The 25,245-nt window shown below is 69.1% G+C and carries 28 protein-coding genes and 1 riboswitch; of the genes, 18 read left to right on the top strand and 10 right to left on the bottom strand.

From position 1 onward, the window contains the following. Nucleotides 1-49: 49 nt before the first annotated feature. A complete protein-coding gene (locus tag WD271_14725) occupies nt 50-1,078 on the top strand; it encodes a glycerate kinase (GenBank protein ID MEX1009083.1) in 1,029 nt (342 codons plus the stop codon). Nucleotides 1,079-1,082: 4 nt separating this feature from the next. Here the strand turns inward: WD271_14725 and WD271_14720 are convergent, their stop codons facing one another. Then, the gene (locus WD271_14720) at nt 1,083-1,373 is read right to left on the bottom strand and encodes a DUF1330 domain-containing protein (protein ID MEX1009082.1); all 291 of its coding nucleotides are present in this window, start codon (nt 1,371-1,373) and stop codon (nt 1,083-1,085) included. A gap of 96 nt (nt 1,374-1,469) precedes the next feature. Further along, the gene (locus WD271_14715) at nt 1,470-2,372 is read right to left on the bottom strand and encodes a glucosyl-3-phosphoglycerate synthase (GenBank protein MEX1009081.1); all 903 of its coding nucleotides are present in this window, start codon (nt 2,370-2,372) and stop codon (nt 1,470-1,472) included. 103 nt (nt 2,373-2,475) lie between these two features. After that, nucleotides 2,476-2,588, top strand: a riboswitch (SAM riboswitch). Nucleotides 2,589-2,677: 89 nt separating this feature from the next. On the opposite strand from WD271_14715, the gene thrC reads away from it, so the two are divergent. The 3 genes from thrC (at nt 2,678) to WD271_14700 (ending at nt 5,133) form a co-directional block, all read left to right on the top strand. Beyond that, entirely contained in the window at nt 2,678-3,919 is a 1,242-nt protein-coding gene (thrC, locus tag WD271_14710) for a threonine synthase (GenBank protein ID MEX1009080.1), read from the top strand. 12 nt (nt 3,920-3,931) lie between these two features. Then, the gene (locus WD271_14705) at nt 3,932-4,207 is read left to right on the top strand and encodes a ubiquitin-like small modifier protein 1 (GenBank protein ID MEX1009079.1); all 276 of its coding nucleotides are present in this window, start codon (nt 3,932-3,934) and stop codon (nt 4,205-4,207) included. 74 nt (nt 4,208-4,281) lie between these two features. Further along, nucleotides 4,282-5,133: a ZIP family metal transporter gene (locus WD271_14700; protein ID MEX1009078.1), complete on the top strand. Its 852-nt coding sequence runs from the start codon at nt 4,282-4,284 to the stop codon at nt 5,131-5,133. Here WD271_14700 and WD271_14695 read toward each other — a convergent pair. After that, nucleotides 5,130-5,789: a metal-dependent transcriptional regulator gene (locus tag WD271_14695; protein ID MEX1009077.1), complete on the bottom strand. Its 660-nt coding sequence runs from the start codon at nt 5,787-5,789 to the stop codon at nt 5,130-5,132. The two genes, WD271_14700 and WD271_14695, sit on opposite strands and share 4 nt — an antisense overlap. 77 nt (nt 5,790-5,866) lie before the next feature. Between WD271_14695 and WD271_14690 the strand changes: the two genes are divergently transcribed. Beyond that, the gene (locus tag WD271_14690) at nt 5,867-6,346 is read left to right on the top strand and encodes a hypothetical protein (protein MEX1009076.1); all 480 of its coding nucleotides are present in this window, start codon (nt 5,867-5,869) and stop codon (nt 6,344-6,346) included. On the opposite strand, the gene WD271_14685 is transcribed toward WD271_14690, so the two are convergent. From WD271_14685 to WD271_14675, 3 genes are read right to left on the bottom strand one after another with little or no spacing between them, the layout of a single operon-like run. Then, on the bottom strand, nt 6,347-7,531 hold the full coding sequence (locus WD271_14685; GenBank protein MEX1009075.1) for a dihydrolipoamide acetyltransferase family protein: 1,185 nt from the start codon (nt 7,529-7,531) through the stop codon (nt 6,347-6,349). Beyond that, nucleotides 7,531-8,511 (bottom strand): alpha-ketoacid dehydrogenase subunit beta, encoded by a 981-nt coding sequence (locus WD271_14680; GenBank protein ID MEX1009074.1) that lies wholly within the window; start codon nt 8,509-8,511, stop codon nt 7,531-7,533. The genes WD271_14685 and WD271_14680 overlap by 1 nt, the downstream gene beginning before the upstream one ends. Next, on the bottom strand, nt 8,499-9,593 hold the full coding sequence (locus WD271_14675) for a thiamine pyrophosphate-dependent enzyme (protein ID MEX1009073.1): 1,095 nt from the start codon (nt 9,591-9,593) through the stop codon (nt 8,499-8,501). Before WD271_14675 ends, WD271_14680 begins: the two co-directional genes overlap by 13 nt. A 181-nt stretch (nt 9,594-9,774) precedes the next feature. On the opposite strand from WD271_14675, the gene groL reads away from it, so the two are divergent. From groL to WD271_14625, 10 genes are all read left to right on the top strand, one after another. Continuing rightward, a complete protein-coding gene (gene groL / locus WD271_14670; protein MEX1009072.1) occupies nt 9,775-11,409 on the top strand; it encodes a chaperonin GroEL in 1,635 nt (544 codons plus the stop codon). A gap of 76 nt (nt 11,410-11,485) precedes the next feature. Beyond that, nucleotides 11,486-12,304: a hypothetical protein gene (locus tag WD271_14665; GenBank protein MEX1009071.1), complete on the top strand. Its 819-nt coding sequence runs from the start codon at nt 11,486-11,488 to the stop codon at nt 12,302-12,304. A 27-nt stretch (nt 12,305-12,331) separates the two neighbouring features. Further along, nucleotides 12,332-13,105 carry a chlorite dismutase family protein gene (locus WD271_14660; GenBank protein MEX1009070.1) on the top strand — a complete coding sequence of 258 codons (774 nt, stop codon included), beginning with the start codon at nt 12,332-12,334 and terminating at the stop codon, nt 13,103-13,105. Nucleotides 13,106-13,119: 14 nt separating this feature from the next. Continuing rightward, nucleotides 13,120-13,362 (top strand): NIL domain-containing protein, encoded by a 243-nt coding sequence (locus WD271_14655; GenBank protein MEX1009069.1) that lies wholly within the window; start codon nt 13,120-13,122, stop codon nt 13,360-13,362. Continuing rightward, nucleotides 13,343-13,837 (top strand): hypothetical protein, encoded by a 495-nt coding sequence (locus WD271_14650; protein ID MEX1009068.1) that lies wholly within the window; start codon nt 13,343-13,345, stop codon nt 13,835-13,837. Before WD271_14655 ends, WD271_14650 begins: the two co-directional genes overlap by 20 nt. Before the next feature lie 98 nt (nt 13,838-13,935). Then, entirely contained in the window at nt 13,936-15,186 is a 1,251-nt protein-coding gene (locus WD271_14645; protein ID MEX1009067.1) for an ammonium transporter, read from the top strand. Between the two features lie 36 nt (nt 15,187-15,222). Then, nucleotides 15,223-15,561 (top strand): P-II family nitrogen regulator, encoded by a 339-nt coding sequence (locus WD271_14640; protein MEX1009066.1) that lies wholly within the window; start codon nt 15,223-15,225, stop codon nt 15,559-15,561. Next, the gene (glnD, locus tag WD271_14635; protein MEX1009065.1) at nt 15,536-18,073 is read left to right on the top strand and encodes a [protein-PII] uridylyltransferase; all 2,538 of its coding nucleotides are present in this window, start codon (nt 15,536-15,538) and stop codon (nt 18,071-18,073) included. Before WD271_14640 ends, glnD begins: the two co-directional genes overlap by 26 nt. A gap of 64 nt (nt 18,074-18,137) precedes the next feature. Beyond that, a complete protein-coding gene (locus WD271_14630) occupies nt 18,138-18,689 on the top strand; it encodes a hypothetical protein (GenBank protein ID MEX1009064.1) in 552 nt (183 codons plus the stop codon). Continuing rightward, nucleotides 18,686-19,375 carry an NUDIX hydrolase N-terminal domain-containing protein gene (locus WD271_14625; GenBank protein ID MEX1009063.1) on the top strand — a complete coding sequence of 230 codons (690 nt, stop codon included), beginning with the start codon at nt 18,686-18,688 and terminating at the stop codon, nt 19,373-19,375. Before WD271_14630 ends, WD271_14625 begins: the two co-directional genes overlap by 4 nt. Nucleotides 19,376-19,391: 16 nt before the next feature. On the opposite strand, the gene pyrE is transcribed toward WD271_14625, so the two are convergent. Together pyrE and WD271_14615 are read right to left on the bottom strand one after the other, a co-directional pair. Further along, the gene (gene pyrE / locus WD271_14620; protein MEX1009062.1) at nt 19,392-19,925 is read right to left on the bottom strand and encodes an orotate phosphoribosyltransferase; all 534 of its coding nucleotides are present in this window, start codon (nt 19,923-19,925) and stop codon (nt 19,392-19,394) included. Between the two features lie 13 nt (nt 19,926-19,938). Next, nucleotides 19,939-20,445 (bottom strand): hypothetical protein, encoded by a 507-nt coding sequence (locus WD271_14615; GenBank protein ID MEX1009061.1) that lies wholly within the window; start codon nt 20,443-20,445, stop codon nt 19,939-19,941. 60 nt (nt 20,446-20,505) lie between these two features. Between WD271_14615 and WD271_14610 the strand changes: the two genes are divergently transcribed. The 3 genes from WD271_14610 (at nt 20,506) to WD271_14600 (ending at nt 23,859) form a co-directional block, all read left to right on the top strand. Further along, nucleotides 20,506-20,952 (top strand): hypothetical protein, encoded by a 447-nt coding sequence (locus tag WD271_14610; GenBank protein ID MEX1009060.1) that lies wholly within the window; start codon nt 20,506-20,508, stop codon nt 20,950-20,952. A 40-nt stretch (nt 20,953-20,992) separates the two neighbouring features. Beyond that, a complete protein-coding gene (locus WD271_14605) occupies nt 20,993-22,405 on the top strand; it encodes a wax ester/triacylglycerol synthase family O-acyltransferase (GenBank protein MEX1009059.1) in 1,413 nt (470 codons plus the stop codon). A gap of 116 nt (nt 22,406-22,521) precedes the next feature. Beyond that, nucleotides 22,522-23,859 carry a M20/M25/M40 family metallo-hydrolase gene (locus WD271_14600; GenBank protein MEX1009058.1) on the top strand — a complete coding sequence of 446 codons (1,338 nt, stop codon included), beginning with the start codon at nt 22,522-22,524 and terminating at the stop codon, nt 23,857-23,859. Here WD271_14600 and WD271_14595 read toward each other — a convergent pair. After that, the gene (locus tag WD271_14595; GenBank protein ID MEX1009057.1) at nt 23,848-24,297 is read right to left on the bottom strand and encodes a DoxX family protein; all 450 of its coding nucleotides are present in this window, start codon (nt 24,295-24,297) and stop codon (nt 23,848-23,850) included. The genes WD271_14600 and WD271_14595 overlap by 12 nt on opposite strands. Continuing rightward, complete coding sequence (locus tag WD271_14590; GenBank protein ID MEX1009056.1) at nt 24,294-25,175, bottom strand: PAC2 family protein; 882 nt, start codon at nt 25,173-25,175, stop codon at nt 24,294-24,296. Before WD271_14590 ends, WD271_14595 begins: the two co-directional genes overlap by 4 nt. Nucleotides 25,176-25,245: the final 70 nt, after the last annotated feature.

The raw sequence follows: 25,245 nt of genomic DNA, 5'->3' as shown, positions 1-25,245 counted from the left end.
GGAGGCGGCGGGGGGCGCCGGACTGGTCCGTGGGTCAATCTATCGACTGATGCGTACAGCATTGGTGTGCCCAGACAAGTTCCACGGGACGCTCACCGCCGCGCAGGCGGCGGCGGCGATGGCTGCGGGGCTGCGCGCGGCCGGCTTCGACGAGATCCGGGAGTTGCCACTCGCCGACGGCGGCGACGGCACGCTCGACGCGCTGCTCGCGGCTCGCGGCGGGTCGCGGCGCACCGCGATCGTCACCGGTCCGCTCGGCGATCGGGTCGAGGCCGAGTGGGGCCTGCTTCCGGGCGGAGTCGCAGTCGTGGAGATGGCCCGCGCGAGCGGACTCGCACTCGTCGACGGTCGTAACGACCCGCTCCGCGCGTCCACCCGCGGTACCGGCGAGCTCATCGCGGTGGCGCTTCGCAGCGGGGCGCGACGCGTCGTCGTCGGTGTCGGTGGAAGCGCGACCACCGACGGCGGACTTGCCGCGGTCGAGACGCTCGGCTGGTCGACGGGTGCGGTCCCGGTCACGGTGGCGTGCGACGTGGTGACACGCTTCCTCGACGCGGCGCGCGTGTTCGGCCCGCAGAAGGGCGCGACCGAAGCGCAGGTCGCGCTGCTGACGCGCCGGCTCGCCCGCCTCGCCGAGGAATACGAAGCGCGCACGGGCGTCGATGTGCGTGAGCTCGTCGGCGGAGGCGCGGCGGGTGGTCTGGCCGGCGGACTCGCGGCGATCGGCGCCGAGCTCGAGCCCGGCTTCGACGTGGTCGCGGATGCCGCCGGCCTCGAAGACGCGCTCGACGACGTCGAACTGGTGGTGACCGGTGAAGGAAAGCTCGACGTGACGAGCTTCGACGGCAAGACCGTCGGCGGCGTGCTCGACTGGGCAGCCGACGCCGGCGTTCCGCACGTCGTCGTGATTGCCGGGCAGGTCACACCCGAGGCGCGCGAGGAGCTTGCGGTGCGTGCGGGGGTGCAGGTGCTGGCGTTGACCGACCGCGTGTGGCAGGGGGGCGAGGCCTTCTCGCGTGCGGCGACGCTCGTGGAGGAGGCGGCGCTCGAAGCGGCGCGCGCCGTGCTGGGCTCGTGAGCTCCTACTCGACGCCTTCGACGAGGATGAAACTGCCGGTCGCGGCGCCGTCGCGAGTGACCTTGGCCTCGGTGTACTCCGGCGAGTGGTACCAGCGGCGCGCCGTGTCGGCGTCGGGGAACTCGAGCACGACCAGCCGGTTCGGGACGCGGTCTCCTTCGAGCACTTCGGACGCGCCACCGCGCGCGAGGTAGCGACCGCCGTGCTGCTCGACGCTCGCCGCCGCGAGCGGCCGGTAGCGGTCGTACTGCTCCGCGTCGGTGACGTCGACGTCTACCAACACATACGCAGTCACTCTCGACAGTCTGGCGCACGCGGCGCCGCAGGCGCTCGCCAGTGAGCGAACGGCCGCGAGTCGGGTATCCCGGGCTCGCAGAGAGCGAGCGAATAGTCAGGCGCTCAGCTCGCGGCCGAACTTCGCCAGGTATGCGGGCACCGTGATCATCGGCGGGCGCTCGCGGATCTCGACGGCCACCCGCTCGATGTCGCGGCTGTCGTCGAAACGGATCAGCTCGGCGAGCCGCCGGTCGACCGGTACGCCGGCGCGACGCAGCCCGGTGACCAGCACCGCCATGGCCTGAGGACCGAGCTCGTCGAGCGGGCGGTTGCGGTGCTCTCGCACGTCGAGGTCGACTTGTGTGACCGCGTCGAGCCCGAAGCGCGCGACGAGGTCGACGAGCAGCCCGATCTCCACTCCGTAACCCTCGACGAACGGGACCGCCTCCAGCAGTTCGCGCCGTCCCGCGTATTCGCCCGCCAGTGGCTGTACGAATTGCGTGAGGTGGGGGAAGAGCGACGACAGCAGCGGCCTCGCCATGAGCTCGGTGACCCGGCCGCCGCCGGTCGCCTCCCCGCAGATCGGGCGGCGGTAGTAGCCCTTTACGTAGCCGATCGCGGGGTCCATGAGCATCGGCGCCAACAACCGGGTGACGAAGTGGGGACCGAAGTTCCGGATGTCGGCGTCGAGCCAGCAGATGATGTCGCCGTCGCAGGCGTACAGTGACAGCCAGAGGGCGTTGCCCTTGCCCGATCCTGGTGGCACGTCGGGCAGGATCTCGTCGGTCGCGAGGACGAGGGCGCCCTCGGCGCGTGCGACCTTTGCCGTCGCGTCGATGGACCCGTCGTCGATCACCACCACCTCGTCGACGAGATGGGCGTCGTCGACCAGGTGCTGACGAACGGAGGCGACGATCGGCCCGATCGTGGCCTCCTCGTCGCGCGCGGGGAGGCAGACCGACACGACCGCACCGGCCTTCGCTCTCACGAGCGAACGTAGGTTCGGAGCCGTACGCATGTCGGAAATCGTAGAGGTCTCCGGTCGTCTTGGGAACAGGGCTGTCGCGCGGTGCGCGCGGAGGGTGGTTGGATCCGGGTGGTATCGTCGGCACCCAATAACGCGCTCATCCAGAGCGGCCGAGGGACAGGCCCGACGACGCCGCGGCAACCAGCTTCATCCCAAGGGGCAGCGCCCTATGGGGAGAGCAAGGTGCCAATGCCTGAGCGATGAGCAGCCAGAGAGCGGTCTTCCGCTCGAGGCGCTCGAGAGCGCGTCGAGAAACGCCGGAGTACCAGTGCCGGCCGAGGAGGAGGACCAAGCCCATGGCACACGTACACGGTCTGCGATGTCGGGAGTGCGGTCGCGAGTACGACATCGCCCCGATCTTCACCTGCGAGTGGTGCTTCGGCCCCCTCGAGGTGGCCTACGACTACGAGGCGATTGCCGCCGCGACGAGCCGCGAGAAGATCGCGGCCGGACCGCTGTCGATCTGGCGCTACGCCGACCTGCTCCCCACCGACCGCAACCCGGCGGTCGACCTCGGGGCGGGCTTCACCCCGCTCGTGCGGGCGGACCGCCTCGCGGCCGAGCTCGGCCTCGGCGAGCTGTGGGTGAAGAACGACACGGTGAACCCCACGAACTCGTTCAAGGACCGCGTCACCTCGGTCGCGCTGTCGAAGGCGCTCGAGTTCGGGTTCAAGGTGGCTGCATGCGCGTCCACCGGCAACCTCGCCAACGCGGTCGCCGCGCACGCCGCGCACGCGGGCCTGCGCAGCTTCGTGTTCATCCCCGCGGATCTCGAACAGGGGAAGGTTGTCGCGACAGCCGTCTACGGCGGCAACGTCGTCGCGATCGACGGCAACTACGACGCCGTGAATCGGTTGTGCGCCGAGCTTGCCGGTACCTACCCGTGGGCGTTCGTGAACGTCAACGTGCGCACGTACTACGCAGAGGGTTCGAAGACGCTCGCGTTCGAGACCGCCGAGCAGCTGGGGTGGGAGGTCCCCGACCACATCGTGGTGCCCATCGCGAGCGGGTCGCTCCTCACGAAGATCCGCAAGGGCTTCGACGAGCTGTTCACGGTGGGGTTGCTCGACGCCGAACCGCAGCTGCGCGTCTCCGGCGCCCAGGCCGCAGGGTGCTCGCCGGTTGCGACCGCGTGGCTCGAAGAGTCCGACACGATCAAGCCGGTCAAGCCGGACACCATCGCCAAGTCACTCGCGATCGGCAACCCGGCCGACGGCTACTTCGCGCTCGACGCGGTGCGCCAAACCGGCGGGGGTCTCGCCGCGGTGTCCGACGAAGAGGTGGTCGACGCGATGTTGCTGCTCGCGCGCACCGAGGGAATTTTCGCCGAGACCGCGGGTGGTGTGACGATCGCGACGCTGAAGCGACTCGCGCAGGAGGGCATCGTGCGGCCCGACGAGCGCGTGGTCGTCTACGTCACGGGCCACGGTCTGAAGACCCTCGACGCAGTCGTGGGCCGCGCCGAACCCACCGCGGTCATCGCCCCGACCCTCGACGCCTTTCACGAGGCGTTCCCTCCCGACACGATGCAGGACTGAAAGCAGGTATTCATGGCCGTCACCGTTCGCATTCCCACGCAACTGCGCGAGCTCGCGGGCGGCGCGTCCGAAGTCAGCGCTGACGGGGACACGGTCGCTTCGGTGCTCGCCGGGCTCGAAACCGCGCATCCGGGCTTCAAGGAGCGTCTGTTCGACGACGGCGGTCAACTCCGACGCTTCGTGAACGTGTTCGTGGCCGACGAGGACATCCGCTTCCTCGACGGCGTCGACACGCCGGTCACCGAGGGTCAGACCGTCAGCATCGTTCCCGCGGTAGCCGGCGGCTGACCGTCCGGGCTTGACGCCTCCCTCTGGGTAGGTTAAGTTACCCTTACTAACCGCCCAGAGGAGAGGCGCGGGAGATGTCGACCGGCGAGATCTATCTGCTCGGCGCGATCGCCGGGCTCACGATCCTCCTCGGGCTGCCCGTCGGGCGGCTGCGCAACGTGAGCACCGGTGCCGCCGCGTTCCTGAACGCAGGCGCAGCCGGCGTGCTGGTGTTCCTGTTGGTCGAGACCGTCGAGCACGCATTCACGCCCGTCGAGCACTCGCTCGAGAAGGTCACCGTGGAGTCGGGCGGCACCTGGGGCGAATTCGTCGGCAAGTCCATCTTGTTCACCGTTGCTCTGGGCGTCGGGCTGCTGAGCCTCGTGTACTACGAGCGGTGGATGGCGGGACGCGCACGGCGCGAGAGCATCGGCCCGGGTGCCGCGTCGGTGGGCGAGTTCGGCGTAGCCCGCCGGGTACACATGCTGTCGGCCGCGAAGCGCCTCGCGCTCTTCATCGCGATCGGCATCGGGCTGCACAACTTCGCCGAAGGCCTCGCCATCGGACAGTCGGCAGCCTCCGGCGCGATCAGCCTCGCCGTGCTGCTGATCGTCGGCTTCAGCGTGCACAACGCAACCGAGGGGTTCGGGATCGTCGCGCCCATGGCCGCCGATCGAGAAGTGCCGAGCTGGGGCTATCTCCTGTTGCTCGGCGTGATCGCTGGTGGTCCCACGTTCCTCGGCACCGTCATCGGCCAGTCGTTCGTGAACGAGACCGTCAACATGATGTTCCTCGCGCTCGCGGCCGGCTCGATCCTGTACGTCATCGTGCAGCTCATGCAGGTCGCGGTGAAGCTCGACCGGCGCATGCAGCTCATGTGGGGGCTCTTCGCCGGGCTGCTCTTCGGCCTGGGCACCGAGCTCGTGCTCGTGGGCGCAGGACTCTAAGCAGGCACCACCCACATGAGTTGGGCGACGTCTTTCGGGACGAGCTGCTCGCCGGAGTCGCTCGCGACGCGCACACCGTCGGGACCGCTCTCCATCACGACCGCGTTCGATCCCGGGATGAGCTTGGCCTCCGCCAGGAATACCAGGGCCCCGTCGTCGATCTCGATCTTCTCGCTGATGCGCCGTACGACGACCGGGCCGGGCGCCGACTGCGACAGGGGTGTGGACACGCCGCCTTCCACCTTGTGCGTGGATCCCGGGATCGGGTTTCCGTGCGGACAGGTGGCCGGATCGCCGAGCAGCGTGACGAGCTTCTCCTCGACGTCGGCCGAGATCGCGTGCTCCCAACGATCCGCCTCGCGGTGCACCTTCTCCCATTCGAGCCCGATGATGTCGACGAGCAGCCGTTCCGCGAGCCGGTGGCGGCGCACGATCGAGACCGCCACCGCGCGGCCCTTCGGCGTGAGCCGTAACGTGCGGTCGTCGAGCAACTCCGCGTAGCCGTGCTCGACGAGGCGGTTGACCGTCTCCGACACGGCCGGCGCCGAGAGGCCGAGGCGCTCGACGAGACGCGCGCGGATCGGCACGGTGCCCTCTTCTTCGATCTCGAGGATCGCTTCGAGGTACTCCTCGGTAGCGTCGTGGATCTCGGCCACCGGCACTCCTGTTTCGCGGCACTCCTGTTTCGGGTGCGGCCACCCTACTGCGGGCCTCTCGATATACAGTCCGCGTCGTGTGGGAGGTCGTCGAGCGTGCCGAGATTGCCGCGCGACCCGGCCGCGTGTGGCGCATCGTCAGCGACATCGAGGGTCACGTCGATCTCGCGGGTAGTGGCGAGGTCCGCGCGATCCGGATCGACGGTCCACTCGCAGCGGGCACGAGTTTCGAGGGTGACATCGCGGTCGGTGAGGTGGGGTCGTTCGTGTCGCGGAACACGATCGACATCGTCGACGAGGCGCGTGAGCTCGCGTGGACATCGTTCCCGCCGCTCGACGACGACGAGACCGAGGATCACCAGATCGAGGTCCACTGGTGGTTCCGGCTGGCACCGAGCTGGAACGGTACCGAGCTGGAGCACGGCTTCCGGGTCGCGCCACCTCGCGCCGGCGCCGTGGAGCTGGCCGCGTTCCTCGAGCGCACCGACCGGCTCACGACCGTTCGGCGGGGCATGGTGGCGACGCTTGCGAACGTGAAGGCGCGCGCCGAAAAATGACTACTCGTCGCTCGCGAGCAGCTGGACCGGCGCGCGGAGCAGCGCGGCGATGGCGTCGAGGAAGGTCGTTGCGTGGTGGCCGTCGACCACACGGTGGTCTGCCGACAAAGAGAGCGGCAGCGCAGGCGCGGCGACGACCCGGTCGCCGTCGACGACCGGCTGTGTGCGGATCGCGCCGCAGCCGAGGATCGCCACTTGCGGTGGGCTGACGATCGGTGTCGCGAAGCGACCGCCCTCCGTGCCGAAGTTCGTGACGGTGAAGGTTGCGCCGCGGATCTCATCCCGACGCAGGCCTCCCGCGCGCGCCGCTGTAGTCGTGCGACTGATCTCGTCGCCGAGCGCGCGCAGGCTGAGTGATTGTGCGTTGTGCACGACGGGCACGACGAGCCCGTCGTCGGACGCCACCGCGACGCCGATGTTGATCGCGCGGTGGTACACGATCTCCTCGGCGGCATCGTCGAGGCTCGCGTTGAGGAGCGGCTGGGCGGTGAGTGCGAGGACGGACGCTCGCACGAAGAACGCCGTGAGCGTGAGCGTGTCGGATCCGGACAGCTCCCGCGCCGCGTGCAGTGCGTCGAGGAGCGGACGCGCGTCGATCTCGTCGAACAACGACACGTGCGGGACCGTTCGCCACGCCTCGGCCATGTTGCGCGCCATGGCGCGTCGGATGCCGCGCAACGGCACTCGCTCGTCGCCGGGCACAGGCTCAGGTCTTGTAGCGGGCGCTTCGGGAGCCGCGGCGGCGCGCACGTCGCCTGCGGTGACCCGCCCGCCCGGACCGCTGCCCGCCACGTGCTCGAGGTCGACCCCGAGCTCCCGCGCCAGCTTGCGCACCGGCGGCGCCGCCTGCACTGGTGACCCCTCCCTCCGAACCTGCGTCGTTGAAGGTCGTAGAGCGACCTCTGGTGACGCAGGTTCGGTGATCGGTACGTCCGGTACGAGCTCGAGGATGGTGGCGCCGACGGGGAGGATGTCGCCGACCTCGCCGCCGAGCGCGGTGATCGTGCCCGCGTGCGGGACGGGGAGCTCCACCTCGGCCTTGTCGGTCTGCACGATCGCGACGATCTGATCGCGGGCGACGTGCTCGCCCACCGCGACCTCCCACCGGACGATCTCCGCCTCGGCCATTCCCTCTCCGAGATCCGGCAACCGGAACGGCACCGACTCGACCACTGGGTCAGGCATCAGGCATCCAGCGACGCCTCCAGCGCCGCAACGACGCGCGCGGTGTCGGGCCGGCACCAGTCCTCGACGAGCGGCACGGGTGCCGGCACGTCGTACCCGGCGACGCGCCGGATCGGGGCCTCGAGCGAATAGAACGCCTCTTCCTGGATCGTGGCGACCACCTCGGCCCCGAAGCCGGCGGTGAGCGGCGCCTCGTGCACGACGACCACGCGCCCCGCGCGTTCGGCTGCGGACACGAGCGTCTCCACGTCGAGCGGTGCGAGCGTGCGCAGATCGACCACGCCCACCTGCGCACCGCGTCGCTCGCCGATCACGTCGGCTGCCTCACACGCGACCGGCACCATCGCACCCCACGCGACGACGACCGCGTCCGCGGGCTCGCGCACGACGGACGCGCGGCCGAGCTCGATGAGGTGCTCACCCTCGGGAACGTCGTCGCGCGCGTGTCGGTAGAGCGGGATGGGCTCGAGGAACAGCACGGGGTCGGGATCGCGGATGGCGCTCGCGAGGAGCCCCTTCGCGTCGGCGGGGTTCGACGGCACGACGACCGTGATTCCCGGGGTGTGCGCGTACGGGGCCTCGATCGAGTCGGGGTGGTGCTCAGGCGTGCGGATGCCGCCTCCGTATGCCGCGCGCACCGTGACCGGGCAGTGGAACCGGCCGCGGCTGCGGTACCGCATCCGCGAGAGCTGGCCGACGATCTGGTGGTAGGCCTGCGCGGCGAAGCCCGCGAACTGGATCTCGACGATCGGCACCATTCCCGTGACGGACAGTCCCACGCTCGCGCCGATGATGGCGGCCTCCGAGATCGGGGTGTCGAACACGCGGGACTCGCCGAACCGGTCGAGCAGGCCATCGGTGACGCGGAAGACACCGCCGTTGCGCCCGACGTCCTCTCCGAGCACGACGACGCGCTCGTCGCGGGCCATCTCGTTTGCGATCGTGTCGTGGATCGCAGCGAGCATCGTCACGCCCGCCACGAGATGTCCCCTTCTCGTGCTTCCTCGGCCCCTGTTTTCTCGCGACGCGCGCCGATGCGTGCCGCCAGCTCGTCTCGTTGCCGCGCGAGTCGGGGGTCGTCGTGCGCGGTGCGGTGGTCGAGCGCGGTGTTCGGGTCGACCGGGTGGGCGAACGCGGCCTCGATGATGCGCTCGAGGCGGGCCTCCACCGTGTCGACGAGCGCTTGATGCCTCGCGTCGTCCCACGACCCGGCTTCGGTCAGGCGCGCGCGAAGCCGGTCGATCGGATCGCGCTTCCTCCACGCGGCGAGCTCGGACTCGGGCACGTAGCGCGTGGGGTCGTCGGAGTTGGTGTGCGCGCCCATCCGGTAGGTGATGAGCTCGAGCAGCGTGGGGCCAGCGCCTGCCACTGCACGCGCCCGCGCCGCGCGCGCGGCCTCGACCACTGCCAGCACGTCGTTGCCGTCGACGCGAACCCCGGGTACGCCCACTGCTTCGGCCTTCGCCGCGAACGTCGACGCTGCGGTCTGGCGCGTGGTGGGCGTCGAGATCGCCCACCCGTTGTTGAGCACCACCACGAGCAATGGCACGCGCTGCACGCCGGCGAGGTTCAAGCCCTCGTAGAAGTCACCTTCCGAGGTGGCGCCGTCGCCGATGAACGTGCAGGCGACGCCGGGCTTGCCTTGCAGCTTCAGTCCCCACGCGATTCCCGCGGCGTGCGGCACCTGTGCGCCCAGCGAGATCTGGGGTGGGAGGCACAGCACACCGTCGGGGATGTGTCCCCCGTCGGGATGGCCGCGCCAGTACATGACGACCTGCTCGAGGAACTCATCGCCGAGCGCGGCCATCCCGAGCGGCTCGCGGTAGTACGGGGCGAGCCAGTCGTGCTCGAGGTCGAGCGCGCGCACGACGCCGACGATCGCGGCTTCCTGCCCGGTGAGCGGCGGGATCGTGGTGATCCGTCCCTGCCGTTGCAGGTTCCAGAGCCGTTCCGACGCGCGCCGGGCGACCAGCATGTCTTCCATGAGATGCCGGTGGAACTCGGGGTCGGACGCCCAGTCGGGGATCGGGTCCCGGGTGCCGGCGACGCTCTTCGCTTCCACGCAGCCCGAAGGCTACGTGGAAGAAAGCGGCGGAAAATCGCCCGACAATTTGCAGTCTCGGGCCGCGAGTGCCAACATGGTTAGCACTCGGTGGCCGTGAGTGCTAAGCCGCCGATCCGACCGCCAAGTCTGAACAGCCCTGTCCGACCCACCCACAACCCACTCCAGGGGGTACCACGCCATGCCCAAGCAGATCGCCTATGCGGAGAACGCCCGCCGCTCCCTCGAGGCGGGGATGAACAAGCTTGCCGACGCCGTACGCGTCACCCTCGGCCCCAAGGGCCGCAACGTCGTCCTGGAGAAGAAGTGGGGTGCCCCCACGATCACCAACGACGGCGTATCGATCGCCAAGGAGATCGAGCTCGAGGACCCGTACGAGAAGGTCGGGGCCGAGCTGGTGAAGGAAGTCGCCAAGAAGACCGACGACGTCGCCGGCGACGGCACCACCACGGCCACAGTGCTCGCGTGGGCGATGGTCCGTGAGGGCCTCAGGAACGTCGCCGCCGGCGCGAACCCGATGGTGCTCAAGGGCGGCATCGAGAAGGCGGTCGAGACCGCGGTCGACTCGATCAAGAAGAACTCGAAGAGCGTGAAGACCGACCTCGCCGCGATCGCGAACGTCGCCGCGATCTCCGCGGCCGACCCCGAGATCGGCCAGATGATCGCCGATTCGCTCGACAAGGTCGGCACCGACGGCGTCATCACCGTCGAGGAGAGCCAGACGTTCGGCATGGAGCTCGACTTCGTCGAAGGTATGCGCTTCGACAAGGGCTACATCTCGCCGTACTTCGTCACCGACACCGACCGCATGGAAGCCGTGCTCGACGACGCCTACATCCTGCTGCACTCCGGCAAGATCTCGGCGGTCAAGGACATGCTCCCGGTGCTCGAGAAGGTCATGCAGGCCAGCCGGCCGCTCGTGATCATCGCCGAGGACGTCGAGGGCGAGGCGCTCGCCACGCTCGTCGTCAACAAGATCCGCGGCACGTTCAAGTCGGCCGCGGTGAAGGCGCCCGGTTTCGGTGAGCGCCGCAAGGCGATGCTCGAAGACATGGCGATCCTCACCGGTGGCACGGTCATCTCCGAAGAGGTCGGCCTCAAGCTCGAGAACACCGACGTGGGCTTGCTCGGCCGCGCTCGCAAGGTCGTCGTCACCAAGGACGAGACGACGATCGTCGAAGGTGCAGGCTCCAAGAGCGACGTCAACGGCCGGATCAACCAGATCAAGCAGGAGATCGAGAACACCGACTCCGACTACGACCGCGAGAAGCTCCAGGAGCGCCTCGCGAAGCTGGCCGGCGGTGTCGCGATCATCAAGGTCGGCGCGGCCACCGAGGTCGAGCTCAAGGAGAAGAAGCACCGCATCGAGGACGCGGTGCAGACCGCGAAGGCTTCGGTGGAAGAGGGCGTCGTGCCCGGCGGCGGGGTTGCGTTGATCCGCGCGCAGGAGCAGGTGCTCGAGATGGCGACGTCGCTCACCGGCGACGAGGCCACCGGTGCCAGGTTGGTCGCGCGTGCGCTCGAGGAGCCGCTCAAGCAGATCGCGATCAACGCGGGCATGGAGGGTGGCGTTGTCGTGGAGAAGGTCAAGAACCTCCGCGGCGCCAACGGCCTGAACGCCCGCACGGGTGAGTACGAGGACCTCGTGAAGGCGGGCGTCACCGACGCCGCGAAGGTCACCCGCTCGGCGCTGCAGAACGCGGCGTCGATCGCAGCGCTGTTCCTCACCACCGAGGCGGTCATCGCGGACAAGCCCGAAGAGAAGTCCGCCATGCCCGCCATGCCGGGTGGTATGGACGGTATGGGCGACTTCTAAACGATCCCGCACAACCAGCCGATGCAAGAGGGGGGCCCCCTGGGGGGCGCCCCTCTTGACGTCTACGGTTGGTGCCATGCGGCGGATCACTCTCGGTTTCACGACCCTCGGGGTCGCGCTGGCGCTTGCGCTCGCGGGCTGTGGCGGTGGCGGCGACGGCGCGAATGCGGTGTCGATCAAGGCACTGAAGACGGCTGCCGCCACCACTGCGCGAGCCGAGTCGGTGAGCTTCACGATCGACCAGCGGATCGACTTCTTCGGCAAGCCGTTCACGATGCACGCCGAGGGCGTGAGCTCGGGCGACGGCACGCGCGCACGAGTCACCACCACGAATCCGCTCGGCGGGACCTTCGAGCTGCGCCTGATCGACGGTGTGGCCTACATCGGGCTCGGCGACAGCCCGCTGGCCGGCCTCTTGCCTGCCGGCACGCGCTGGGTCCGGCTCGATCTCGGTGAGCTCGTGAACGGCCAGGGTTCGGTGATCGGCGGACTGCTCGATCCCGCACAGCGGAGCACACCGCAGAGCGGGCTCGACTTGCTGAAGGGCCTGTCCGGCGACGTCGAGACCGTCGGCGACGACACGGTGGCAGGCCGCCACGCCACTCACTCCCACGCGTCGATCGACTTCTCGAAGGTCGGCAACCTGCCGGGCCTCGACGACGACGCACGCGCCAAGCTCGGGTCGGTGCCCGTCGACGTGTGGATCGACGATCGAGACCGCGTCGTGAAGGTGCAGACCACGATCGACGCGAGCATGGTCGGCGTTCCCGGTGTCGAGGGCAGCGTCTCGATGACGATGGAGGTCACCGAGTTCGGCGTGCCAATCGACGTCGAGCCCCCGCCCGCCGACGAGGTCTTCGAGTTCGACGACCTGGGCGACGGCCGGACCATTTGATGGACGCGGGCTGATGGACGCGGGCTGATGGATCCCGTCGAGCTGTCACTTGGGTGGGGGGTCCTCCACCTCTTCTACACGGTGGATCGCGACCGCGCCGAGGCCGACCCGCAGGGCGGCAAGCGAGCGCTCGACGCGGTGCGGTCGCTCGAGGCCGACGGCCATCAAGCGCTGCTGTTCGCGGTGCTCGGCCACAAGGCCGACCTCGGGGTGATGGCGCTCGGCCCCGACCTCGCGCGACTCCTTGCGTTCCAGCGCGAGCTGTCGACCGCGCCGCTCACCCTTGTGGATTCGTACGTGTCGCTCACCGAGCTTTCCGAGTACACCTCCACGGAAGATGATGAACGCGCGCGCCTCGAGGCCGAGGAAGGGCTCGCCGGTGCTGCGCAAGAGGCATCGCTCGCCGCGTGGCGTGAGCGCATGGCGCACTACCGCGAGCAGCGCCTGCACCCGCGGCTGCCGCTGAAGCGCGCGATCTGCTTCTACCCGATGTCGAAGCGGCGCATGCAGGGCGCGAACTGGTACTCGTTGCCCTACGACTCCCGCAAGCGGCTCATGGCCGGCCACGCTCGCGTCGGCCGAACATATGCCGGGCGCGTGCTCCAGCTCATCACCGGTTCCACCGGCCTCGATGACTGGGAGTGGGGAGTGACGCTCCTCGCCGACGACCCCGTCGCGCTGAAGGACATCGTCTACGAGATGCGCTTCGACCCGGTGTCGGCCGAGTACGCCGAGTTCGGGCCGTTCGTCACCGGGCTCGTGTCCGAGCCGTCCGACGTGCTCGAGCGCGTCGGTCTGTGACAGAGTTCGCCGCCGTGGAACACGTGCGCCTGTTCGTCTCGTTCCCTGAGGAACTCGTCGACCGTCCGATGATCTACGAGATCGTGAAGCGGTTCGATGTGGTTCCCAACATCCGGCGCGCGAACGTCGAGCCGCATTCCGGTTGGGTGATCCTCGAGCTCGGCGGGAGCCCCGAGCAGCGCGATGCCGCGATCGCGTATCTCGAGAAGGTCGGCTGCACCGTGAACGCGATGGAAGGTGACGTCCTCGAAGGGTGACGAGACGCGCGCGGCGCGCCGCCTCGCCGACGCGAGCAACGCGATCGTCGCGGGCGTCGAGCGCGAACTACCGGGGTGGACGCAGAGCGAAGTCGCGCGCATTCTCGACGCGTGGGGTCGTCTCGATAGGTCGACGCGTGCACAGATTGAACGCGAGGCGGTCAGCGCCGGAAGCCGAACAACTCGGCGTGTGACGGCCCGTCTCCGCGAGCTGTTCGCCGCCGATCCCTCGGCACAAACCGCCACGCCGCTCGAGATCGTGCGCACCGCGTACCGGGAACCGACCGCGATCCTCGAAGCGGCCGGTATCCCGGCGGTCGAGCGCGACGCGTTCGACGAGCGGGCATGGCCCGACGACCGCTACGGGCTGGTGCCCCGGACGCTCGGTGATCTCGGCGATCCCGACCTCGCGCCACTCCTCCTCGCGTGGGGGATGGCGAAGGCCGCGGTGCTCCGAGCGCGGGCGGGCGGCTGACCACGGTCAGTCTGTCTTCACATTGCCGAAACACTCCCGCGACCCGACGGAAACAGGACACCCTCAGGCTGTCACAAATCTTTCCTGGGGGAGGGTCTATGAAGGTCAATACCGGCGACACCGCGTGGGTGCTCGCTTCGTGCGCGCTGGTGCTGTTCATGACGCCGGGGCTCGCCTTCTTCTACGGCGGCATGGTGCGGGCGAAGAACGTGCTCGCCATGCTCATGCAGAACTTCTTCTCGATGGGCCTCGTCAGCGTGCTGTGGGCCGCGCTCGCGTACTCGTTGGCGTTCCACGGGACCGGGAAATGGATCGGTAATCTCGACCTCGCGTGGATGCACGACGTCAACGTCGTGCCGGCGACCGGCTTCGGGGGCGTGCCGATTCCGCCACTCGCGTTCATGTCGTTCCAGCTCATGTTCGCGATCATCACGCCGGCGCTGATCACCGGGGCGCTCGCCGACCGCATGAAGTTCTCGGCGTGGTTCTGGTTCCTCGGGATCTGGCTGCTCGTCGTGTACACCCCGGTTGCCCATTGGGTCTTCTCGCCCGCAGGCTGGCTGTTCCGCCGCGGCGCACTCGACTTTGCGGGTGGCACCGTCGTGCACATCAACGCCGGCATCGCAGCGCTCGCGGTTGTGATCGTTCTCGGCCGGCGGCGTGGGTGGCCCCAGCACCCGATGCCGCCACACATGTTGCCGTGGACCCTGCTGGGCGCAGGCGTGCTGTGGTTCGGGTGGTTCGGCTTCAACGCGGGATCGGCCTTGGGTGCGAACGACATCGCCGCCCAGGCGTTCGTGAACACGAACATGGCGGCCGCGGCCGCGATGCTCGGGTGGCTTCTGTTCGAACGCATCCGCGGTGGGCATGCCACCACCCTTGGGGCCGCGTCGGGCGCGGTGGCCGGTCTGGTTGCGATCACGCCGTGCGCCGGCTTCGTCGGCGGCATGGCGCCGATCTACATCGGCCTCATCGCCGGCGCGCTCTGCTATTTGGCGTGCAGCATCAAGTTCCGCTTCGGCTACGACGACGCCCTCGACGTGGTCGGTGTCCACCTCGTCGGCGGGATCGTCGGATCGTTGCTCCTCGGGCTGTTCGCCGACGCCGCGTTCAACCCGGCCGTGACCCACGAAGGCGTGTTCGTGAGCGGCGGGAGCTGGGAGCTCATGGGTGACCAGCTCATCGCGGTGGGTGCCACGATCGTCTGGTCGGGGATCCTGACGTTGGTGATCGTCAAGGTGCTCGACCTGGTGATGCCGGGTGGCATCCGGGTCTCCGAGGAGGACGAAGAGACCGGTCTCGACCTCACCCAGCACTCCGAGGTCGGCTACTCCCTCGAGCGGGTCTGACGCGCTGCTCAGCGCGCGCCATGATTGGAGTCTGAGATGAAGCTGATCGTCGGGATCATCAAACCGTTCAAGGTCGACGACGTGAAGGAAGCCGTGAAGGACCTCGGGGTGCAGGGACTCACGATTTCCGACGTCCAAGGATTCGGCCGCCAGCGCGGTCATACCGAGGTCTATCGCGGCGCGGAGTACACCATCGACTTCGTTCCGAAGGTGCGCGTCGAGATCCTCGTCGACGACCACGACGTCGACAGGGTGGCGAGCCGTCTCATCGAGACGGCTCGCACCGGAAAGATCGGTGACGGCAAGGTATGGGTTGTACCCGTGGAACAAGCCTGGCGTATCCGTACAGGTGAGTCCGGACCCGACGCGATCTAACTCGCTCCGAGCGGCGCGCGATGAGCTCGTCGCGACCAGGTCGCTACGCGGACCCGCCTTCGGCCGCGCGCTGAGCAACCTCATCGACCACGCGCTTGTCGACGCCACTGCGGGCTTCGGGTCGCGCGCCGCTTGGGCGCTGGTCGCGCTCGGGTCGTACGCGCGGCGCGAGTTGTGCCCGGGCTCCGACGTCGACGTGATGCTGCTGCACTCAGGCGGGCGGCGGGCCTCGGCACTGCGCGACGACGCGTCGAGGCTCTGGTACCCACTGTGGGACGCCGGATTCGTCCTCGGTCACTCCACCCGTAGCGTGAAGGAAGCGCTCGCGCTCGCCGACACGGAACTCGACGCGCTCACCGCGCTGCTCGACACCCGGCTGCTCGTCGGCGACGACGCGCTGCTCGACGAGACGATGGACAAGGTCCGTCGGCTCGCGCCAAAGCGCCGCAACCGGTTGATCGACGACCTCGCGTCCGGCGCCGCGGCGCGGCTCGAGCAGCCCGGGCCGATCGCGGAGATGCTCGAGCCCAACTTGAAGGACGGCGGCGGGGGCCTGCGCGACATCCAGGCACCCGGCTGGATCGGGTGGGCGCTCGGCCCTGACCCCGGTGGCCCCGGGGCGACGCCCGGGAGCGGCGGTTGGTCGACCGGCGTCGCCACGCTCGTCGCGCTGGGCTACCTCCGCGACGAGGATCGCACGCGGCTCCGCGAGACGCGCGACCTCCTGCTCGACGCGCGCGTCGCGCTGCACCGGGTGACCGGCGGACGGTCGGATCTGCTCACCCTCCAGGACCAGGACGCGGTCGCGCGAATGGTTGGCGCCACCGATGCCGACGCGCATGTCCGTGAGCTCGGAGAGGCGGCCCGCGCGGTTGTCTGGATCACGTCCGATGTGTGGTCGCGGCTTCTCGCGACCCGCCGTGGTCCCGGAGGTCGTTCGTCGGGTGTCCGCGTGCTCGGCAACGGCATCGTGGTGCGTGACGATCGCGTCGCGCTCGAACAAGGTGTCGAAGTCGACACGTTGCGTGTGCTCACCCTCGCGGCCCACGCAGCGCAGCTGCAGTTGCCCATCGATCGTGACACCCTGGTCCAGATCGCCGAGCTGCGAGCGGTCGAGTGGACATCCGAGGTGCGCGATGCCTTCATCGCGCTGCTCGCGGCGGGTCGCGGCGCGATTCCCGTCGTCGAAGCGCTCGATCACGTCGGTGTGCTCGTGCGGTTGCTGCCGCAGTGGGAGCACGTTCGCGCGCGTCCGCAGCGCAACGCGTACCACCGGTTCACGGTCGACCGGCACTCGCTCGAGGCCGTCGCCGAGTGCGCGGTGATCCGCCAGGCAGACGACTTCGACGGGGATGTCGCGCGACGCGCGCGTACCGATCTCTTGCTTCTGAGCGCGCTGATGCACGACATCGGCAAGGGTCACCCCCGTGACCATTCCGAGGTCGGTGCGGAGACGGCTGCGGCGGTGTGCCGTCGCATCGGGCTCGACGAGCACGGAACCGGCGTGATCGTGTGGCTGGTTCGCAACCACCTGCTCCTCGCCGACATGGCAACGCGGCGCGATCTCTCCGACGAGCTCACGATCACACGGTTCGCGCGTGCGGTCGGCAACGCCGAACGTCTCGATCTGCTCTACACGCTCACCATCGGCGACTCGCGCGCAACCGGTCCGGCGGCGTGGAGCACGAGCAAGGCGGCGCTCGTGCGCGAGTTGTTCGTGAAGACCGACTTGCTCTTCGAAGAGGGCGTCGTCGGCTCCGAGACCGCTGCGCTCCGGCGCGCGGAGCTCGCGGCGCTGATCGGGCCCGCGGCCGACGAGTACCTCGACGCGATGCCGCCGGCGTACACCACTGCCTTCTCGGCCGAGGTGCTGGCCCGGCATCGCGATCTGATCGCGCGCCGTGAGCTCGCGGTGGAGTGGGACGAGGTCGACGGTCGCTTGCGGTGCACCGTGGTCGCGCTCGACCGCACGGGCTTGCTCGCGACTGTGGCCGCGAGCTTGAGCCTCGTCGGGTTCGACATCGGAGCCGCAACCGGGTACACGCACCACGACGGCATGGCGCTCGAGGTGTTCGCCGGGACCGACCGCTTCGAGCGGCTCACCGATCCTGCCGAGCGCGAGCGCCTCACGACCACGCTCGAGGGAGCGATGTCGGGCGAGTTCCCGGTCGAAGAGCGCCTGCGAGAGCGCACCCGGCGCTATCGCGCCACTGCGGCACCGGCATCGGCGCGCGACGTTCGCATCATCGTCGACATGGAGGCGTCGTCGTTCGCGACGGTGGTGGAGGTCCACGCTCCCGACGACGTGGGCCTGCTCGCGCGCGTTGCGGCCGTGTTCGCCGACCTCGGCCTCGATGTGTCGCAGGCGATCGTCTCGACGCTGGGCGATCGCGTTGTCGACGTGTTCTACCTGCGCGACGAGACGCGCCAGAAGCTCACCGACCGGTTGGCGATCGACTCGCTGCGCGCCACGCTGCTTGCCCGTCTCACCACCGAGGTCACGCTGAGCTGAGCCGTTGTGGCCCGCGGCGTACGCTGGATGTCCGACAACAGCGAATCCTTGGGAGGCGACTCTCGTGTTGTACGCATTCGGCTTCGAGCGGGTAGGCGTGGTGGTCGGCGATCTCTTCTTCGCCGATCCGAACCCCGGGCCCGGGCAGGAGGGTGCGGAGCGCGGCGTGCGGCTGGAAGTTCGCGTCGTCGAGCGCCCGGAGCTGCAAGGTTCCGTCTACTCGGTGCAGCCCATCTCGATCGATCTGCCGATCTGGCGCGTCGATCTGCTGGAGACGGTCGACGGTGCGCCCGGGAGCCACGACCGCACGCACCATCACCCGCGGCTCCGTGGTTGGGAGCCTGGCCAACGCGAGTGGGACGACGACCTGGCCGCCGACCCGATCGAGTGGCTGGGCCGACAGCTCTCGGATCTCGACACCCTGGTCGAGCGGTCCGAGATCAACGCGTCCGAAATCGACCCCGACGACGCGCGGCAGCTGCGCGACGCGGTGCCCGAGATCCTCGAAGTGGTTCGGCGCCTGCTCGCGAAGGTGCGCGCCGGAGAGCTCGCGAAGCCGCCGGACGACTATCTGGAGAGTGCGGAGCCCGTGCTCGCACGCGCCGGCTGGTTGTGACCGAACCGTTCATCCCGTCGGCCGGCGATCTCCTCCGCTGGGCCGAGACCCTGTCCGCCATTGCGCGCACCGGCCTGGCGTTCACGAAGAGCCTCTACGAGCAGGAGCGCTTCGACGAGGTGCTCAAGGTCGCGGCCGACATCCGTGCCGCGGCGATCGAGGAAGCGCAGGCCGAGACGCTGTACGACGAGTGGGTCGCAACGATCGGCGAAGGCGTGCACGGCTATGTCACGCCGAAAGTCGCGGTGGCCGCCATCGTCGGGAACGACAAGGGCGAGCTCCTACTCACGCAGCGCGCCGACTCGGGCGTGTGGCTCTACCCCGTTGGTTACGCCGACGTCGGCTACTCGCCGTCCGAGATCGCGGTGAAGGAGGTGTTCGAAGAGACCGGGATCGAGGTGGAGCCCGTGTCGCTCATCGCCGTGCTCGACGGTCTGCGTCTCGGGTTCACCCAGTTCCCGCTCTACTCGATGCTGTTCCACTGCCGGATGCTGGGCGGTGAGCTGCGCGGTCACCCGCTCGAAACGCGCGCAGTCGGGTTCTTCGCACGCGACAACTTGCCGTGGCCGCTTGCGGGCGTCCAACGGTGGGGTGAGCTCGCCTTCGCGGCGATCGACGGTGTGCAGCTCCCGGCGAGCTTCGAGGCGCCGCGCACGCCGCCGTGGCGCGGCGGCGACACCCTCTAACTCAGCTCGCGCTGATTCAGTGCTCGCCCGCGCGCTGCAGCTCGTCCATCGTGTAGAGCGCGTGCAGCTCGATCCCGGCCTCGGCCAGCTGGTGCTGGTTGTCGGGACCACGGCGGTCGATCACGATCACCGCGTGCTCGACGACCGCACCGCGCTCCCGCAGGTCCTGGGTGGACAGGATCACCTGCCCGCCCGATGACACGACGTCCTCCACGATCGTGAGCCGCCGGCCGTCGACCTCGCCGCCCTCGGCGAGCCGGCAGGTGCCGTATGTCTTCGCCTCCTTGCGCACGAACAGCACAGGCAGCCTGGTGAGCTGGGAGAGCACCGTGGCGATGGGGATCCCGCCGAGCTCCAGGCCTGCGAGCGCGTCGGTGCCGGCGGGGACGAGCGGCACCAGTGCCTCGCCGATGGTGCGCAGCAGCACCGGGTCGGCCTCGAAGAGGAACTTGTCGAAGTACTCGTTGCTCACCGCCCCCGAGCGCAGGACGAACTCGCCGGTGAGGTGGATTCGTTCGTAGATCTCGCGCGCGAGGCCGTCGCCGTCCACGACCGGCATCATGTCATGCGGGAGCGGTTCGCGTGCGTAGCTCTGCGAGCAGCATCTCCGTGATGGACACCGTGCCCTTCGCCTGTTCCCACGCGCTGCCGATGCGATCGTGGTCGACCAACCCGGTCGCGTCAGGAGCGCGGTGCAGCGCGTCGGTTGCCGCCTGGGCGATCGGCGCCGGCTCGATCTCCTCGTCGTAGGCGGCGAAGCACTCGAGTCCGTCCCACAGCGAACGCAACGTCCGGTGCTCGGAGCCGAGTTGCAGCGCGTCGGGATCAGTACCGGCTGCGAGCGCGTCGACCACATGCTCCCAGAGGTCGTAGTGCGACACGCCCGTGGGCGGGCGGTACGCGGCGACCGGGTGGAGGCGCCACTCGAGCGTGGCCCCGCCGGGTCCGTCGTCGGTGAGCCACGTCTGCGTTCCGTTCACGTAGCTATCGACGGGCGGTCCGAGGTGTTCGTCGAGCGCGAGGACGAGAGTCGCCTCGACGCGCCACACGCAGGTCGCGGTTCGACTCACGGCGCCGCAGCGTACTGGTCGGTGCCCCGGGGTACATTCCCGCGCAGGAGGGCGATAGGGGTGCGAACGAAACTGGTCGGAACCTGCTTCGTCGGAGTGCTGGTGCTCACGGGAGGCTGCGGCACCGGTAACGCTCGGCTGTCCGAGCGAGGCTTCGTACGGGAGTCGAGCGCGGTCTGCGCACGCGCGAACCGCGCCATCGCACGCATCGAGACGTCGAACCTCGGCCGGCTGAGCGCCAAAGTCGTCGCCATCCACCGGTCGTCAGTCGCCTCACTGCGCGACCTTCGGCCGCCGAGGTCGTACGAGCACACCGCGAAGGTGTGGATCGCGCTGATCGACCAGACCCTCGACGAGGTCGATGCCATGCGCACGGCGATGCGCGCCAGCCATGACGGCGAAGCGGGGGCGTACGCCAGAAAGGCCACCGCGCTCGAGGCGCGCGCCCGCGCGATCGCGCGGGGACCCGGCATCACGCCGTGCCTGACTCCTGCGTTCACGGCGTAGTGCTGGGCTGCTCCATCGTTGTCGACGTACGATCCCGGCGATGACCGCGTACGACCGCCTCAGCGCGCTCGACGAGACCTTTCTCCACCTCGAGCGGCCCGAGACTCCCATGCACGTGGGCGCGATCGCCATCCTCGAGCGGGAGACGTTCTACGGACCCGAGGGCCGGTTCCGTCTCGACGACGTGCGCGCGCTCGTCGAGTCGAAACTGTCTCTCATCCCGCGCTTCCGGCGCCGCGTCATGCACGTGCCGTTCGGGTTTGGCCGGCCGATCTGGGTCGACGATCCCGGCTTCGACATCGCCCGCCACGTAAAGCTCACCTCACTGCCGGCGCCGGGGACACGTCGCCAACTCATCTCGCTCGCGGAACGGCTCATGGAGCAGCTGCTCGACCGCGATCATCCGCTGTGGGAGCTGTGGTTCGTCGAGGGTGTCGATCGGGGCGAGCGGGTCGGGTTGGTGCACAAGTCACACCACACGCTCACCGACGGTATCTCCGGCATCGACATCGCGACCGCGCTGTTCGACTTCTCGCGCGAGTCGAGCGTGATCGACGAACCGCCCTGGCGTTCGGAACCCCCACCGGAACCCGCGCGTCTGATGCTCGACAGCCTGTGCGAACGCATCCGGCAACCGGTGGAATTCGCGGGTGTCGCGCGGCGCGGCGTGGTCGCGCCACGTGATGTCGTCGATCGCGTTTCGCAACTCGCGCGGTCGATCGGCGCACTCGTGGGTACCGATCCGATCGCGCCGTCGCTCTCGATCAACGGTCCGATCGGACGCGGCCGCCGAATCGAGATCGTGCGGGTGGAGCTCGAACCGGTCAAGGAGGTCCGCAAGGCGTTCGAGTGCACGGTCAACGACGTGATACTCGCGGGAGTTGGCGGTGCGCTCGCCCGGCTACTCGACGCGCGCGGTGAGCTGCGCGCCGACCTCTCCGTGAAGATCTTCTGTCCGGTCTCTGTGCGCGACGACAGTGAGCGCACGCAACTCGGTAACCGGATCTCGGCGATGTTCGTTCCCCTCGCCGTCGGCGAGCCCGACCCCCGGATACGACTGCGTGCCGTGCGCGCGAGCACGGCCGATCTCAAGGAGCGCGAATCGGCGGTCGGCGCCGCAGTGCTCATCGGTCTCACCGAGTACGCGGCGCCGACCTTGCTCGGGCTCGCTGCACGCGCCGCGCACGGTCAGCGCTTCGCCAACCTCATCGTCACCAACATCCCTGGCCCGCAGGTGCCCCTCTACTGCCTCGGTGCCGAGATGGTGGAGGTCTACCCGCTCGCGCCGCTCTCGAGGAACCTCACGATCAACATCGCGGTGATGTCGTACTGCGGCGAGCTGTACTTCGGAATCGTCGGCGACGGTGCGGCCGCGCCCGACCTCGAGCTCCTCGCCGGCGGCATCGAGGACGCCTTCGCCGAGCTCCACACCCTCGCCGTCGGCGACACTTAAGACCGATGGCGGGAGGTAGGGTCGTCGCCCGAGGCGAACGGCCGCGGCGCAGGTACCCTGCGCCGCAGTGAGCCGGGGCCCAAGCGGCCCGGCGCGAAGCGCCGAGAGCGGGAAATATGGCGAAGCATGCGGAGGATCCCACCGCCGAGGTCACCGACCTGCTCCAGTCGCTGATCCGTAACCAGTGTGTGAACGACGGCACGATCGCGTCCGGTGAGGAGACACGCAGCGTCGACCTCCTCGCGCAGTACCTGTCGGGCGCGGGCGACCACGAGGTCTTCGAGCCACAGCCCGGGCGTTCGAGCCTCGTCACCCGGATCGAGGGCACCGATCCCGATGCCCCGTCCCTCCTGTTGATGGGCCACACCGACGTCGTGCCCGTGAACCCCGACGGTTGGAGCCGCGATCCGTTCGGCGCGGAGATCGTCGACGGCTTCGTGTGGGGCCGCGGCGCGGTCGACATGCTGAACCTCACCGCGTCGCAGGCTGTCGCATTCCGCCGCCTCGCCGACAGCGGCTTCCGCCCCAAGGGCACGCTGATCTATCTCGCCGTGGCCGACGAGGAGGCCCAGGGTGTGTGGGGCGCGCACTGGCTCCTCGACCACGAACGCGACGCGGTCTACGCCGACTTCGTGCTCACCGAATCGGGTGGGTTCCAGGTCCCGACACCTGCGGGGATCCGGTTGCCGGTGCTAGTGGGCGAGAAGGGCACATTCTGGTCGAAGCTCACCGTGCGCGGGACGCCTGGCCACGGCTCACAGCCTTTCCGTACCGACAACGCGCTCGTCACTGCCGCCGAGGTCGTGCGCCGCATCGCGGAGTACGAGTCCGAGACCCAGATCCACGCCGCGTGGCGCCGGTTCATCGAAGGACTCCACCTCGACCCGGATCTCACTGCCGCGCTGCTCGACGCCGATCAGTTCAACGATGCACTTGCCGAGTTGCCCCTCGCCATGGCGCGCACGTGGCATGCGTGCACCCACACCACGTTCGCGCCGACCGTCGCGCACGGCGGCACCAAGACGAATGTGATCCCGGATCGCGTCGACCTCGAGGTCGATGTCCGTACACTGCCCGGGCAGACCGGAGCCGACGCGATCGAGATGATGCGCGACGCGCTCGGCGACCTCGCCGACTCGGTGGAGATCCAGTCGAACGACGATCCCGCGACGGAGTCTCCGATCGACACCCCGCTGTGGGACACGCTCGAGCGCGTCACGTCGCGACTCTGCGAGGGATCAGCACTCGTGCCGTCGTTCATGGTGGGCGCGACCGACAACCGCTTCTATCGCCGCGCGGGTGCGGTGGGATACGGCTTCGGGCTCTTCTCGAAGCGTCTCGCCTTCGAGGACTACGGCACCATGTTCCACGGCAACGACGAACGCGTCGACCAGGAGTCGCTTGCGCTCTCGACGCAACTCTGGGAAGCCGTTGCCCGCGACTTAGTCGGGTAATGCGGGACGAGCGCCGTCGCGGCCGCCAAGCTTGGCGTCGAGCGCGAGCACCCCAGGCCCGGCCCATAACAGGAAGAGCATCGCCACGAGCAGCGCGGGCGCAACCCCCAGGTTGAAGCTGCCACCCTCCATCACGCCTGCGGTCGCGATCGCTCCCACCATGTCGGCGGCGAGGAACAGCGCGGCGACGCGCGTGAACAGGCCCACCACGAGGAGCAGCCCGCCGACGAGCTCCACGGTGCCGACCACGTACACCGCGGTATCCGGCACCGGTACCCCGTATCTCTCGAAGTCGATGGCTTCTTGCATGTGGTCGACGAACTTCCCGGTGGAGACCGCCACGAAGAAGGCACCGGTGACGACGCGCACGGCTGTGGTGAGGTAGGCGGCGGCGCCCCGGAATCGTGAGGCGGTGAGCTTGTCGATCAATCGACTCATGATTCCTCGTTTTGCTCGCGGAGAAACTGCTCGACTTCGTCGACCAGTTCGCCGGCGCTCGGCATCTCGTCGTCGCCGAGTATCACGCCCTGGTCCTCGGCGTCCTCGGCGTCGACGCGAGCTTCGAGCTCACGCACGTACGTCTGCACCTCGTCGTTGTCCTCGATCGCGCGGTCGACCTGAGCCCTCCAGATGTCGACGAGCTGCTCGAGCCCCTCGAGCTCGAGCGGTACGCCCGAGAGAGTTGCGAACCGCTCGAGCAGCGCGCGGGTTGCCGGCGGGTTGGGCGGGGTCGCGATGTAGTGCGGTACCGGGGCCCACAAGGAGACCGATCGTATCCCCGCCTCGCGGCACGCGTCGTGGAGCACACCGACGATGCCGGTGGGACCCTCGTAGCGCGACGGCACGAGGCCGAGATTGCCGACAAGCTCGGGATCGGTGGAAGTGCCTGTGACGCGCACGCGGCGGGTGTGCGGCACGTCCCCCAGGAGCGCACCGAAGGTCACGACCATGGCGCAGCCTGTCTCGGCGGCAACGGACATCACGGTGTTGCAGTACTGCTTCCACCGGACGTTCGGCTCGACGGCTCGAAGCACGACGAGGTCGCGGTCGCCGAACGGCGCCGCGTAGTACTCGTGCGCGGGCCAGATGATCGAGCGCGCGACCCCGCCGACGAGCTCGACGCGTGGACGCCGCGACTGGTAGTCGACGTGCTCGTCGGGGTCGATCGATGCGAAGCGCTGCGCGTGCGACTTCTCGACGAGCCAGTCGGCCGCGGCCGTTGCCGCGTCGCCAGCGTCGTTCCAGCCCTCGAACGCGGCGACGAGGAGCGGGTCGCGAAGCTCCGGTTGCCGGTCCCACACGAGGCCGCTGTTCATCGCGGCAGCTTACGGTCCGACCCCGACGCGGCGACGAGCGCAGCGAGTCGCTCGCCAGCGAGCGAGTGCC

It is taken from the genome of Acidimicrobiia bacterium, assembly GCA_040880805.1.
Taxonomy (GTDB): domain Bacteria; phylum Actinomycetota; class Acidimicrobiia; order IMCC26256; family DASPTH01; genus DASPTH01.
Note: the sequence above shows the minus strand (reverse complement) of the source record. Positions and strands in the feature narration are given on the sequence as shown.